Here is a 12,990-nt window from a genome sequence, read left to right on the forward strand (position 1 = left end):
TTTTTGTACTATGTGGTCAAATGGTGTTTCCTCTCAAGGAAACTCATCATCGAATTGCTTCGATAATGATTTCCTTACATCATGCCGCCCATTCCACCCATGCCGCCCATATCTGGCATGCCGCCGCCTTTTTCAGGCTCAGGCTTGTCAGCGATAACTGCTTCAGTAGTCAAGAACATAGCAGCTACGGATGCAGCATTTTGAAGCGCGGAACGAGTTACTTTAGCAGGGTCAACGATACCCGCTTCGAACATGTTCACCCATTCACCAGTAGCAGCGTTGTAGCCGATACCTACTTCTTCTTTTTTCAAGCGGTCCACGATTACGGAACCTTCTTGACCAGCGTTAGCTGCGATGGTGCGAATTGGCTCTTCCAACGCGCGAAGCACGATGTTAACGCCTGTTTTCTCGTCGCCAGTTACGTCTACAGCAGCAACAGCGTTATATACGTTCACAAGAGCTGTACCCCCACCGGATACGATACCTTCTTCAACCGCTGCGCGAGTTGCGTTCAGGGCATCTTCGATGCGAAGTTTGCGCTCTTTAAGTTCAGTTTCAGTTGCAGCGCCAACTTTGACAACGGCTACGCCGCCAGCCAATTTAGCCAGACGCTCTTGCAATTTCTCTTTGTCGAACTCGGAAGTTGTTTCTTCCAGTTGAGCACGGATTTGGCTAACGCGTGCATTGATGTCCGCTTTGTCGCCGCTTCCGTCTACGATTGTTGTGTTTTCTTTAGTTACGCGTACTTGACGTGCGTTACCCAGTTGTTCAATGGAAGTGCTCTTCAGATCAAGACCGAGCTTCTCAGTGATCACTTGGCCACCAGTCAGGGCAGCGATATCTTGCAGCATAGCTTCACGACGGTCGCCAAAGCCAGGAGCTTTAACAGCAACAGCGTTGAATGTTCCACGCAGTTTGTTCACGATCAGCATAGCTTGTGCTTCGCCTTCGATATCTTCAGCGATAATAACAAGCGGTCTAGCTTGTTGAACGATTTTTTCAAGCAATGGAAGAATTTCTTGAGTGCTGCTGATTTTTTTATCAGTGATCAAGATGTATGGATTCTCCAAAACAGCTTCCATTTTGTCTGTATCAGTAATCATGTATGGGGAAATGTAACCACGGTCGAATTGCATACCTTCTACTACTTCAAGCTCAGTAGCGAATCCACGGGATTCTTCAACAGTGATAACACCGTCTTTTCCTACTTTTTCCATAGCTTCAGCGATCAATTGACCTACTTCATCGTCAGCAGCAGAGATAGCAGCTACTTGAGCGATAGCTTGGGAATCTTCGATAGGCTTAGCGATTTTTTGCAATTCTTCAACAGCTGCACGAACCGCTTTGTCGATACCTTTACGGATAACCATTGGGTTAGCACCAGCAGTTACGTTCTTCAGACCTTCGCGGATCATAGCTTGAGCCAGAACCGTTGCAGTTGTAGTACCGTCACCGGCTACATCATTAGTCTTAGTAGCAACTTCTTTAACCAGTTGAGCACCCATGTTCTCGAATGCATCTTCAAGTTCGATTTCTTTAGCGATCGTTACACCATCGTTAGTGATGAGTGGGCTACCAAATTTCTTCTCAAGCACCACGTTGCGGCCTTTTGGTCCAAGTGTAACTTTTACCGCGTTTGCCAGAGCATCTACACCACGAAGCATAGAACGGCGAGCTTCTTCACTGAATTTAATTTCTTTAGCCATTGTGTAATTACCTCCTAGAATTTTTTGTATATCATATTACTTTAAGTAGTTTAGATTTAGCTTATGATCGACTCTTGCTTAGTCAAGAATCGCGTGAATGTCGCTTTCTTTCATAATCAAATATTCTTTACCTTCATATTTGATTTCTGTTCCTGCATATTTTGAGAAAAGAACACGGTCGCCTTCTTTAACTTCAAGTGCTACACGTACTCCATCTTTCAAAGCTCCGCTGCCTACTGCAATAATAGTTCCTTCTTGTGGCTTTTCTTTCGAGGAGTCCGGAAGCACAATCCCGAATGAAGTTGTTTCCTCCTGCTCGCTCGGTAGCACCAATACGCGTTCACCTAATGGTTTGATCATGAAAAAATAGCCTCCTTTAAAATTATGTTATTTTGCTTCAAAACATAGTTTAGAACTTACCGGTCAAACTTAGAATGCTGTGATGTTCTTGAAAAATATCAATGGAACCCTGCTAATCTCCAGCCCATCTCCTATTTTTCAAGAGCGTTAGCACTCAACAGCGTGCAGTGCTAACAACAATTTTTATGATACTCAACTTGAGCCCGGATTTCAAGTCTTTTTACACAAATTCGTATTAGTTTTCGCAAAAAAATACGTTTCAATGCTTGTCCAAGCACACACTCTATTACATTGTATCCACGGGTTTTGAAAATATGCGTAGGATTCCAGCGCTTTCCTCTCACCCCTTATAGATATGAACGTTGCTAGAATGGTTAGACCTTTGCATCTAATGATCCTGATCGATCGATAACAATTACTTACTAAGTGTATTCAATCCAACTAATGAAATCAACTTATAGCAAAAAAGCTGCCACATTCGTAGAAAATCTACTTAGCGGCAGCCTCTCTCCTCACTCCTGCTTCTGAACATACCGTTCATCCCGTGCCGCGTCCGCAGCAAGTTGCTTGCGATAGACAAATGCAGATAAAAATACACTGAACTCATACAAAATGAGCAGTGGAATCGTCACCAGAAAGTCTGAGATAAAATCCGGGGGCGTGATAACTACAGCAATAAAAACAAGCGTGAAATAGGCGTACCGACGCATTTTACGCAAGCGTAGCGGGTTGAGTACTCTTAGTTTGGTCAGAAACATCACCAGCAATGGAAGTTCAAACAGCAATGCCAGCGGCAATACCAGGCTGAACATGAAGTTAAAATACTGTGCAATCCCGTAGGTCTCTTCCAGTCCCATGCTTCTGGTAATTGAGATCGTGAACGAGAGTGCCATTGGAAAAACAATATAATAAGCAAAAGAAAGACCGATAAGGAAAAGAACAAACACATAGGGAACATAACGAAGTGTCGCACTTCGCTCCTCCGGCCGCAGGCCCGGACTGATAAATGCCCACAGCTGGTAGGCAATAAACGGGACAGAAATCACTAGCGAAACGGCCATCGCGATCTTCATGTACATCCCAATGCCATCCCAGAATGAGAATGCATGCAGAACAAAACCTTGCGCCAGGTCCGTGCTAATCAAATAATCGTAAATAGGCTTTGCACAAAATAAACCGCCAATTAATCCAAGGACAAATACGACTAACACATAAATAATCCGTTTGCGCAGCTCGGTGAGATGATCCACCACCGACATTTCTTCCGATTTCAGAGACATCCAGACACCATCCCATGACAAGAGTAAAAAAGATAACACTAACTTTCTTCAAAGCAGTGTCCGTTGCTGCGGAAAGCAAAGAAAAAGGGGCGTCTCCTCAAGTCTAGTAGACTCCTGAGAATGCCCCATTGAAAGATCTTCTATTATTCCGGCAGGCGTTTGTCCTGAGGAATATCTGCAGCGACCGTTTGCGGGGCCGTCGGCACAGGAGCTTCGCTCTTCTTCACCGGTTCATTATCCCCGATGATTTCACGCGCGCCTTCCTTAAATTCACGGAAGGTTCGTCCAACTGCACGGCCTAGCTCTGGCAGTTTATTTGGGCCAAAGAGCAGAAGTGCCAGTATGACCAACAAAATAATACCAGGAGTACCAATTCCACTAAACATTATTATTCCTCCTTGTCCACCTGTCCGTTCATGGTATCGTTTACTTTAATTTAATAATACCATAACTTATGTCACAGTTACATCCACTTTCTTCTATAAATAGATTATCATTGTGACGTGACAAGAAGATGACAAAGGGTTATTGGCGGTATTGGCCAGTTACCATGAGCAGTGCTTCCGGTAATTGATCCATAATAGCTGCCAGATTCTCATGAACACCCTTCGGCGTTCCAGGTAAATTGACAATCAACGTGCGACCGCGAATGCCGCATATCCCACGAAAAAGCATAGCTGCACGGTTTTTTTGCATCACTGTGCTTCGCATAGCTTCTGAGAGCCCAGGCACTTCCCGTTCTACCACTCGCCGAGTAGCATCCGGGGTCACATCACGAATCGCCAGATCTGTGCCTCCGGTGGTCAGTACCAAATCTGCCTGAAAATAGTCCGTCAGTTCAATCAAGGCTGCGATAATCTCATCTTGTTCATCGGGAACGATTCGATATTCAATGATCTCGCCACCTAGTTCCTCTTCCACCAGCTCCCGAATAACCTGGGCGCTCGTGTCTTCCCGTTCGCCCCTGGCCCCTTTATCACTGGCCGTTAGGATTGCTGTCTTCCACGCCATAGGTTTGTCCTTCCTCTCTATATGTATAGTTGGCTGTACAGTTCAGCCTGCTCGCCTCAGCGCTTCGAACAAAAGCAGCTGATACTTATTCGAGCGCATAATCTCCGTTCTTGCCCCCGCTCTTAGATACCAGAAGCGTCGGTCCGATAATCATATCCTTCTGAATAGCCTTACACATGTCGTACACCGTTAGTGCTGAGGCAGAAACAGCGGTTAAGGCTTCCATCTCTACTCCGGTTTTTCCTGTAGTACGGACTGTTGCTTCTATATAAAGTTCATCTTCGCTGTTATCGGAGAAGCTGATATCAATACCGGTAAGTGGCAGCGGGTGGCACATCGGAATCCAGTCTGACGTCTTCTTAGCCGCCATAATCCCGGCGATCTGTGCAACAGCAAGGACATCACCTTTGCTGATCTTGCCACTCTTAATGGCGCTCAGCGTTCCAGCAGCCATCTTGATCATACTCCGCGCGACAGCTGTCCGCTTCGTAATCTCCTTCTCACTCACATCCACCATACGAGCTCTTCCCTGCTCGTTGAAATGGGTCAATTCCATGGCTCACTCTCCTTTTCGGCAGTGCACTATACCATTTTCAGTAATCAGCATGTCCATTAAAGCGTCATGCTCATCCATCGGCACCCTTGGAACCAACTGCATGCCGTAAGCTAACCCGATCCATATCGGGGGCTGTGCGCTAACGTACCCGGCTTTCTCCCAAGACGCACGTAGCCGGTCATAGTATCCTCGACCGTAGCCAAGCCTGCCGCCTTGAAGATCAAATGCTAGCCCTGGTACGAACACAACAGCAGGTAGCTTAATCTCTTCAATCTCTAATAAATCTCTGCTAGAGACAATAGGTTCATGGATTCCATAAGCCCCCGGCTCTAAATCGCTCCATGCATTCACCGCGTGGACACTCATTTCACCACTTGCTGGAATTACACGCGGCAACAGCACCTTACGCTGATCTTTCCACGCCTGTGTGATAAGTGGGCGGGTATCAAGCTCTGAACGAAAAGACACATAGGCCATTAGTGAAGTTATACCCTTCGTCTCCAGCCACTCCAATGCATAGTGGCAGACTTCAGATGATAGTTTACTTCTCTGGTCCGAAGACAGCTCGTTTCGGGCGATGGTCTTCTCCGTTCGTAATTGTTGCTTTACTTTGGAGATCTCCGACTCCTTGCTGGACATTGTCGGCCTCCCCCTCTTATTCATCCCTAGCTTATCCTTGTTTGTAAATCCAGTTTACCACTCTTCTCCCCGGTTCGCCAAGGTGGATAGAACTGTGTTATCGGACTAGGTCGTTATTCCCTCCTTACATTAGATCGAACCCTCGCTTGGGAAACGCTTTTCATGTAAACTATAGAATAAGTTGTTCATACGGCTGAGGGATAAATACCAAGGCGAAATATGCAAGGGTGGAGGTTTCATCGTTATGCTTCTTCAAGCGACAGGAATTACTAAATCATATGGTATACAGAACGTACTGGATGGCATAAGCCTACAGGTAAATGAAAAGGAACGTGTCGGGCTAGTGGGTGTGAATGGTGCCGGCAAATCAACTTTTCTACAAATTCTGGCCGGTGAGATGTCTTATGACAGCGGTCAAATTCATAAATCAAAAGAAACAACAATCGGATATTTAGCTCAGAATAGCGGACTGCAATCTGACAAAACCATTCATGAAGAAATGATGGCGGTCTTCGCTCCGCTGATCGAAGCCGAAACTGAGCTGAGAGAGTTAGAAGTAAGTATTGCTGATCCTAAGCTCGCGGAAGACCCCAAGCGGTACGAAGAACTGCTTGAACGATATGCGCGGCGCTCGGATTGGTTCAAGGACCACGGCGGCTATGAAATGAATACACGGATTCGCAGTGTCCTACACGGCATGGGCTTCAGTGATTTCCCACCAGATACACCCATTTCTACCCTTAGTGGAGGCCAAAAAACCCGGCTCGCGCTGGCCCGTATTTTGCTTCAGGCTCCAGATCTTCTGATGCTGGATGAGCCTACTAACCATCTGGATATCGAAACGTTAACGTGGCTGGAGGATTACCTCCGCAGCTATGCTGGCGGGATTCTGGTTGTATCCCATGACCGTTATTTCCTAGACCGTCTCGTGACCACTATTGTAGAGATCGAGCGGCACCAGTCCCGGCGTTATACGGGTAACTACAGTCGTTATGTAGATTTGAAGGCTGCCGAATATGAAGCACGGATGAAGCAATATGAGAAGCAACAGGATGAAATTTCTCGAATGGAGGATTTCGTTCAGAAAAATATTGTCCGGGCTTCCACCACAAAACGTGCGCAGAGCAGACGCAAAGCGCTTGAGAAGATGGATCGTCTAGATCGTCCAATGGGCGATCTGAAGAAGGCTAGCTTCTCCTTTGAGCCAGACTTCATGTCTGGAAAAGAGGTGCTTCAAGTGCGCAATGTTGCGGTTGCCTTTAATGAAGGTTCACCTTTATTCAAGGACGCTTCTTTTGAGCTTCGTCGCGGGGAGACTGCTGCCCTGATCGGTCCCAATGGTATCGGTAAATCCACACTGCTGCAGTGTATGACCGGAACCCGTGAGCCTTCTGCTGGAACGGTGAATTGGGGCACTAAAGTAAAAATTGCTTATTATGATCAGGAACAGACCCGCCTTAATCCACAAAATACGGTTATGGAAGAACTGTGGAGTGAATATCCAATGATCGAGGAAGCCAGAATTCGTACGATCCTTGGTAATTTCCTTTTTAGCGGAGAGGATGTTCTTAAGAAGATTTCCGCACTCAGCGGCGGCGAAAAAGCTCGGGTTTCCTTATCTAAACTAATGCTCCGCGGTGCAAATATGCTAATTCTCGATGAACCTACCAACCATTTGGATCTGGTCAGCCGTGAGGTTCTGGAATCTGCTTTAATTGATTTCGAAGGCACCCTGCTGTTCATCTCCCATGACCGTTATTTTTTGAACAAAATGGCGGAACGGGTACTGGAGCTGCATCCCGAAGGGATCGACCAATACCTCGGCAACTACGATGACTATGTCGAGAAGAAACGAGAATTAGAAGAGATTGCAAAAGATGCCGCTGAACTAGCTACTAAAAACGTCAATAAGGACGCTGCTGTACCTGAAAAAAGCGCTGTAACCTCTTTTGAAGCAGACAAGCAGGCTAAGCGTGAAGAGCGTAACCGCAAACGGCGTATCGCAGAGCTTGAGGAGAACATCGCCTCACTTGAAGAATCAATCGTATTTATAGAGCATGAAATGACTAAACCTGAAGTTTATCAGGATTATTTAGCACTTCAAGGTTATGAAGAGGACCTGAAGAACAAAAAATCTCAGCTGACAGATTTCTTTAGCGAATGGGAAATCCTTGCTGACGAATAATGTAAATCCTCCTTATAAATATTTTTTCATCGTTCTAGATTTGTTCATAAATAGTTATCCACAGCTCTATACACAGGTTCCGTGTATAACTCCCTACTTCAAAAGACCCTTCGGGGTCTTTTTTATGCGTTAAATCGGTATTTTCAAGGAAAAGGAATTATTATCCACGGATCTATCCACATTATCCACAATTCTCACAGTGTTTCATTGCCAACAAAATTGTTTATTAGAGCATTTTGAAAAAAGCCGTTATTGCTGATTTTACGCACTTTTTACACAACTCAGGCAGAATATGTGGATAACGTTGTCCACAACTTGACAAAAGACGTAACCCCATTTTACAAGACTGATTTTATGCTAAAAAAGAACCCGCTATCTCCTAAACTGACAGCGGGCACGTCGTATTTTAGACAATCTGTGTAGAGAGCAGGGCAGCATTACAGGCTGCGATATAAGCGATGCCTGCCGCCATAATTATATCTTGGTGAGTGGCCGTGCCTCTGAATTTAAGGCCCTCCCACTCCACCATCACCGCTGCTTCTGCTTGCGCATTCTCTCCGCTTCCAAGCGAATGAAGCTCGAGTCCTGCAAAGTCTATCTCCTCAGCAATCCCTTGCCCAATAGCGGCGATAATCGCTTCAAGCGGGCCTTCACCAGTGCTGGTATGTGACGTTTCCCGGCAAGTCTGCAGATGGCGTACCGTAACTGCAGCTACACGGCGCTGGGCACTGCCCGCCAATACCTGAACCTCACCCAGCTCATAGACCTGAGCTTGTTGTCCAGTTGTACTGCTTACCATTTGCAGCAGCTGGTCATCACTGACGACCTTTTGACGGTCAGCGGTCTCTTTAAAGGACTCATAAAGTGCATCCAGCTCCGCAGGCTCCAGCGTTATTCCATACTTCGCAGCCCGATCCTTCAGCGCATGTCTGCCAGAATGTTTGCCCAGAATGATCATGCTGCGGGGGATGCCCAGCCGTTCGGGATCCATAATCTCATAGGTACTACGATCCTTGAGCAGGCCATCCTGATGAATCCCGGATTCATGCTGGAAGGCATTTCTTCCGACGACCGGCTTGTTATAGGCGATTGGAAAATGCATCGCTCCACTAATCAGCCGTGAAGTATCATACAGTTTATCGAGCACGATGCCTGTTTCTGCACCGATTGCATCGCCGCGGGTTTCGAGCGCCATAACAAGCTCTTCCAGTGCGCAGTTCCCTGTGCGCTCGCCTACACCATTCACGGTGACTTCTATCTGAGTCGCCCCTCCATCAATCGCTGCCAGACTGTTAGCTACAGCCAGCCCCAAGTCATTGTGACAGTGGGCACTATAGCTGACCTTGCCGCCGCCTCTTGCTCCCTGCCGCACTCTCCGGAACATCTCGCCATATTCATGTGGCAATGCGTATCCTACTGTATCCGGCAGGTTAATAATGGAGGCCCCTTCCTCTATAACTGCTTCAACCATTTCAATCAGATCATCAATCCCTGTCCGCGCAGCGTCCATGGCCGTGAATTCAACTACATCACAGAATTGTCGCGCATAAGCCGTCATCTCGCGCGCTTTAGCTACGACTTCAGCTCTGCTCATACGCAGTTGATGCTGCAAATGAATATCAGAAGAGGAGATGAACAAGTGAATCCGCCGACGTTCAGCGTCTTGAGTCGCCCGGACTGCAGCATCGATGTCTCCTTTTACGGCCCGCGCGAAACCACAAATCTCCACGTTGCGCACCTTGCGCGAAATCGTCTGCACCGCTGCAAAATCTCCAGGACTCGATACCGGGAACCCCGGCTCCATTACATCAACACCCAGATCAGCGAGCTTATAGGCCAGTAATATTTTTTGTTCAGGAGTCAGACTAGCCCCAGGGGCCTGCTCACCGTCACGCAGGGTCGTATCGAAAATTTGAATACGTTTCTTAACTGGAATAATCATCTGAATTCCTCCTAGTTTTGTTTTCATGTAATTGGATGCCTTATCTCTATCCTATGCTTCAGCGCAGAACCACACGTCGACTTGCGGTTCTGCTCATTTCCCACCCACTGCTGCCGGCAGCTGAAACAAATGAATCTCTGCACAATGTGCAGAGTGTTCACTTTTGGCGTCTTATGTAGCGTTGAGTCCATTCCCCGGACTTCTTCTACAAGAACGCAAAAACCCGCCGTCTCTAATAAAGAGACGGCGGGTTACCCCTCCGCGGTACCACTCTTTTTGACGCATCGGCTGTCACTAATAACAAGCCTCAAAGCTGCGTCCAGCTCTTCTTCCCGGTTCAAGCTGGCATGCCAGCTTAAATCCGGAAAGGTCCGATAACGAGGACAGCCGTAGGCAGCGTACTCTTTGTTCCGCCGCTCCGCTCCCGGGCGAGCTTCAAGAAATCCGGTGACTGCGTCGCACCAACCCGCAGCTCTCTGTTCACCGTCAAACTCTACTACTCCCGTTCTTAGCGTGTATTATATAAATTACTCACCACTCTAAATCCATACAAAAAAGCCTGCCATCTCATTCAAGAGACGACAGGCTGTTAACCTTCGCGGTACCACTCTTGTTGATGCTCTGTATCGGCTAAGTTCCTGCCGATTCCAATTGAACATCCACTCTACGGTCCAGTATGTTAGGTACTAGACCACCCTATCACGGAGGTTACCCGTAAACGGTGTACAAACGTTCCGGCGACAATTGCCAGTAATGCTTCCACCGCTCCGCTCCCAGACGAGTTCAGGACTCCTTCGACTGCGTTGCACCCACCCGCAGTTCTCTTATCCCAGAGTATCCTTACTACTTCCGCTCATCGCGTTTGCTTGTTTAATTGAACTGATTATACTCGTTAGCTCCAAATGATGTCAATAGGCAGATACAGACCATTGTTCCAGTGAGAATCCAGGGTCAGCTACCATATCCAGCGGTATTCCACCGTCATGCTGCCACTTCACGTATGCAGCCGCTCCAATCATCGCCGCATTATCCGTGCAATACACCGGTGGAGGAATAATAAGTTCAATGCCCTCCGTTTCACAGCGCGAAATTAATGCCGAGCGGAGTCCGCCATTAGCAGCGACCCCCCCACAGAGCAATAACTGTCTGGAGTTAGTGGCTTTAACGGCGCGTACCGCCTTTTCCACCAGCACTTCAACTACGGATTCTTGGAACCCCCGGGCGATGCCTGCGACATTGGGTTCAAGACCTTTCATTTTGCTCTGATTTACCACATTCAGCACCGCCGATTTTAGACCGCTGAAGCTGAAATCATAAGAGTTCGGCTCCAGCCATACCCGCGGCAATGCAACAACTTCCGTCGCTTCGCGTGCCAGGCGATCTACATGGGGTCCGCCGGGATAAGGGAACCCTAGCGCCCGAGCCACTTTATCATATGCTTCACCTACAGCATCATCACGCGTGCGGCCGATAATTCGAAACTCACCCTCACGCTCCATATGAACCAGTTCCGTATGTCCACCTGACACCACTAGTGTCATACATGGATACTGCAACTCTGCAACCAGGCGGTTAGCATAGATGTGGCCTGCAATATGATGCGTGCCAATTAACGGCTTGCCCCATGCAAGAGCAAGGCTTTTAGCCGCTACTACCCCGACCAGTAAAGCTCCCACCAAACCCGGGCCTTGAGTCACCGCTACCGCAGTCAATTGTTCGGGTGTAACGCCTGCCTTGGCGAGCGCTTCCTCGATTACGAGCGTAATTACCTCCACATGTTTACGGGAAGCCACTTCTGGCACCACGCCCCCAAAAGCACGATGTGTCTCTATTTGACTCGAGATGATGTTGGATAACACTTCTGATCCGTTTTTGACCACGGCCACCGAGGTTTCATCACAACTGGTCTCTATAGCAAGTATTAGTACAGGTTGAGCTGCGCCCGTTTCTGTCTTCATTTCAAGTCCACGCTTCCTTCCAAATAGCCATGCTCCTTATACTCCGGTAGATCCGCCCACATAATGAGTGCATCCTCGCGATTATCGGAATAATATCCTTTGCGCGTACCGGCAGAACGAAAGCCTTTTTTACGATATAAATTCTGAGCTACCTCGTTGGATACCCGCACCTCAAGCGTAATGGATTTCATGCCTACGTAAGAGGCTGTATTCATTAACTCCTCCAACAGGCGCTCCCCCCATTTACGTCCACGATAAGCTTCGAGTAAGGCAATATTCGTCACATGCGCCTCATCCACGATAGCCCACATTCCAGCATAGCCAATTATATGACCTGCCAGCTCCATGACCATGTATTTAGCAAAATGATTATGCGTCAGCTCATTCCGGAAAGCTTCCTCCGTCCACGGCATGGTAAAGGCTTCGCGCTCAATAATAAGAATGTCCGGAATATCCTCCAGCTTCATCAGACGAAAAACAAGGTCAGCCTCTTGTGCTCTCAATGATTCCACTTCCGTCATCGTTTTAAGCCTCCTTTACTACTTAACCGCAGATTGGCCTCCGCTTCCGAAATCTGAGTATAGTTAGGGATCAAGCTATGAATATCATCATTCTCTACTTGCAGCCGGGCTTCACCAAGGAAGCCTGTCCAGCGGCCCTCCAGCTCATATGGAATAGCTACAGAAGTGCCGAGTTCCGCCAGCGGATGTAGTGATTCTTCGCTGCCATGTACAGCGGTTTCTCCAACAAACCATAGAATAGCTGGTTTAGTTCCTTCAGCTGAAGCCTGTTGTAAACGTTCTGCCAAGTACTCCACCCAGTCGGCCATCAACCGGATGGCATCTGGTTCAAGGCGGCTAAGAGAACTATTCCCATCCGCTGCGAATAATCCTGTGTAGACCTGTCCCCGACGCGCATCCATCAGTGGAATGATCCAGTCTGGACCGTAGCCACTGTTCGCAGTGGCTTGTCCTGACTCTGCTGTCGTCTTATTCTTAAGGGCTGTTTCATACCCACCCCATGCCACAGCATGCAGGCTCGAAATACCAACTACCGGGACATTCCATGCCCAAGCCAGTGTTTTGGCAGCGGTAACCGCGATCCGTGTTCCCGTATAAGATCCCGGGCCCACACCAACCGCAATCCCGCCCAGATTAGCAACGGTTGTTCCCGAAGCTTGCAGCGCCTGCTCTATAATCGGCAGCAAATGCACCGAATGATTCCGTTCACCGGAAGCATTAATTTCATGCAATAATTCTCCATTCTCGGTCACTGCAACCCCCAATACGGCAGTTGATGTATCCAGCGCTAAAAGCCGCTTGCGCGGCTCTGTATTCTCGTTCGTCATTTTTA

General features: G+C 47.8%; 12 protein-coding genes and 2 other annotated features. Of the genes, 1 reads left to right on the top strand and 11 read right to left on the bottom strand.

The window, feature by feature from the left end:
- Positions 1–74: 74 nt before the first annotated feature.
- From groL to MKY14_RS22355, 7 genes are all read right to left on the bottom strand, one after another.
- Entirely contained in the window at positions 75–1,706 is a 1,632-nt protein-coding gene (groL, locus tag MKY14_RS22325; RefSeq protein ID WP_076129222.1) for a chaperonin GroEL, read from the bottom strand.
- 78 nt (positions 1,707–1,784) lie between these two features.
- Positions 1,785–2,066: a co-chaperone GroES gene (gene groES, locus MKY14_RS22330; protein WP_036676506.1), complete on the bottom strand. Its 282-nt coding sequence runs from the start codon at positions 2,064–2,066 to the stop codon at positions 1,785–1,787.
- Positions 2,067–2,578: 512 nt separating this feature from the next.
- Complete coding sequence (tatC, locus tag MKY14_RS22335) at positions 2,579–3,346, bottom strand: twin-arginine translocase subunit TatC (protein ID WP_076129223.1); 768 nt, start codon at positions 3,344–3,346, stop codon at positions 2,579–2,581.
- Positions 3,347–3,489: 143 nt separating this feature from the next.
- A complete protein-coding gene (locus MKY14_RS22340; protein WP_036676510.1) occupies positions 3,490–3,732 on the bottom strand; it encodes a twin-arginine translocase TatA/TatE family subunit in 243 nt (80 codons plus the stop codon).
- A 139-nt stretch (positions 3,733–3,871) separates the two neighbouring features.
- Positions 3,872–4,357, bottom strand: coding sequence for a MogA/MoaB family molybdenum cofactor biosynthesis protein (locus tag MKY14_RS22345; protein ID WP_036676512.1), 486 nt, complete (start codon positions 4,355–4,357; stop codon positions 3,872–3,874).
- A gap of 85 nt (positions 4,358–4,442) precedes the next feature.
- Positions 4,443–4,913, bottom strand: a complete 471-nt coding sequence (moaC, locus tag MKY14_RS22350) for a cyclic pyranopterin monophosphate synthase MoaC (protein WP_076129224.1) — start codon at positions 4,911–4,913, stop codon at positions 4,443–4,445.
- Between the two features lie 3 nt (positions 4,914–4,916).
- Positions 4,917–5,552: a 5-formyltetrahydrofolate cyclo-ligase gene (locus tag MKY14_RS22355; protein WP_076129225.1), complete on the bottom strand. Its 636-nt coding sequence runs from the start codon at positions 5,550–5,552 to the stop codon at positions 4,917–4,919.
- A gap of 244 nt (positions 5,553–5,796) precedes the next feature.
- Between MKY14_RS22355 and MKY14_RS22360 the strand changes: the two genes are divergently transcribed.
- Complete coding sequence (locus MKY14_RS22360; protein ID WP_076129226.1) at positions 5,797–7,737, top strand: ABC-F family ATP-binding cassette domain-containing protein; 1,941 nt, start codon at positions 5,797–5,799, stop codon at positions 7,735–7,737.
- A gap of 406 nt (positions 7,738–8,143) precedes the next feature.
- Here the strand turns inward: MKY14_RS22360 and MKY14_RS22365 are convergent, their stop codons facing one another.
- From MKY14_RS22365 to tsaB, 4 genes are all read right to left on the bottom strand, one after another.
- Positions 8,144–9,679: a 2-isopropylmalate synthase gene (locus tag MKY14_RS22365; RefSeq protein ID WP_340977361.1), complete on the bottom strand. Its 1,536-nt coding sequence runs from the start codon at positions 9,677–9,679 to the stop codon at positions 8,144–8,146.
- Positions 9,680–9,915: 236 nt separating this feature from the next.
- Positions 9,916–10,198 (bottom strand) — a binding site (T-box leader).
- A 52-nt stretch (positions 10,199–10,250) separates the two neighbouring features.
- Positions 10,251–10,545, bottom strand: a binding site (T-box leader).
- Positions 10,546–10,587: 42 nt separating this feature from the next.
- Positions 10,588–11,637 carry a tRNA (adenosine(37)-N6)-threonylcarbamoyltransferase complex transferase subunit TsaD gene (gene tsaD, locus MKY14_RS22370; RefSeq protein WP_076099403.1) on the bottom strand — a complete coding sequence of 350 codons (1,050 nt, stop codon included), beginning with the start codon at positions 11,635–11,637 and terminating at the stop codon, positions 10,588–10,590.
- Entirely contained in the window at positions 11,634–12,158 is a 525-nt protein-coding gene (rimI, locus tag MKY14_RS22375; protein ID WP_036676521.1) for a ribosomal protein S18-alanine N-acetyltransferase, read from the bottom strand. The genes tsaD and rimI overlap by 4 nt, the downstream gene beginning before the upstream one ends.
- Positions 12,155–12,985 (bottom strand): tRNA (adenosine(37)-N6)-threonylcarbamoyltransferase complex dimerization subunit type 1 TsaB, encoded by an 831-nt coding sequence (tsaB, locus tag MKY14_RS22380; RefSeq protein ID WP_076129228.1) that lies wholly within the window; start codon positions 12,983–12,985, stop codon positions 12,155–12,157. Before tsaB ends, rimI begins: the two co-directional genes overlap by 4 nt.
- Positions 12,986–12,990: the final 5 nt, after the last annotated feature.

The sequence above is a fragment of the Paenibacillus sp. FSL R5-0887 genome (assembly GCF_038002305.1).
Classification (GTDB): domain Bacteria; phylum Bacillota; class Bacilli; order Paenibacillales; family Paenibacillaceae; genus Paenibacillus_AQ; species Paenibacillus_AQ odorifer.

Excerpts from the sequence above, each read along its gene's own strand:
- groL (WP_076129222.1), bottom strand. The coding sequence starts at position 1,706 with ATGGCTAAAGAAATTAAATTCAGTGAAGAAGCTCGCCGTTCTATGCTT.
- groES (WP_036676506.1), bottom strand. The coding sequence starts at position 2,066 with ATGATCAAACCATTAGGTGAACGCGTATTGGTGCTACCGAGCGAGCAG.
- tatC (WP_076129223.1), bottom strand. The coding sequence starts at position 3,346 with ATGTCTCTGAAATCGGAAGAAATGTCGGTGGTGGATCATCTCACCGAG.
- MKY14_RS22340 (WP_036676510.1), bottom strand. The coding sequence starts at position 3,732 with ATGTTTAGTGGAATTGGTACTCCTGGTATTATTTTGTTGGTCATACTG.
- MKY14_RS22345 (WP_036676512.1), bottom strand. The coding sequence starts at position 4,357 with ATGGCGTGGAAGACAGCAATCCTAACGGCCAGTGATAAAGGGGCCAGG.
- moaC (WP_076129224.1), bottom strand. The coding sequence starts at position 4,913 with ATGGAATTGACCCATTTCAACGAGCAGGGAAGAGCTCGTATGGTGGAT.
- MKY14_RS22355 (WP_076129225.1), bottom strand. The coding sequence starts at position 5,552 with ATGTCCAGCAAGGAGTCGGAGATCTCCAAAGTAAAGCAACAATTACGA.
- MKY14_RS22360 (WP_076129226.1), top strand. The coding sequence starts at position 5,797 with ATGCTTCTTCAAGCGACAGGAATTACTAAATCATATGGTATACAGAAC.
- MKY14_RS22365 (WP_340977361.1), bottom strand. The coding sequence starts at position 9,679 with ATGATTATTCCAGTTAAGAAACGTATTCAAATTTTCGATACGACCCTG.
- tsaD (WP_076099403.1), bottom strand. The coding sequence starts at position 11,637 with ATGAAGACAGAAACGGGCGCAGCTCAACCTGTACTAATACTTGCTATA.
- rimI (WP_036676521.1), bottom strand. The coding sequence starts at position 12,158 with ATGACGGAAGTGGAATCATTGAGAGCACAAGAGGCTGACCTTGTTTTT.
- tsaB (WP_076129228.1), bottom strand. The coding sequence starts at position 12,985 with ATGACGAACGAGAATACAGAGCCGCGCAAGCGGCTTTTAGCGCTGGAT.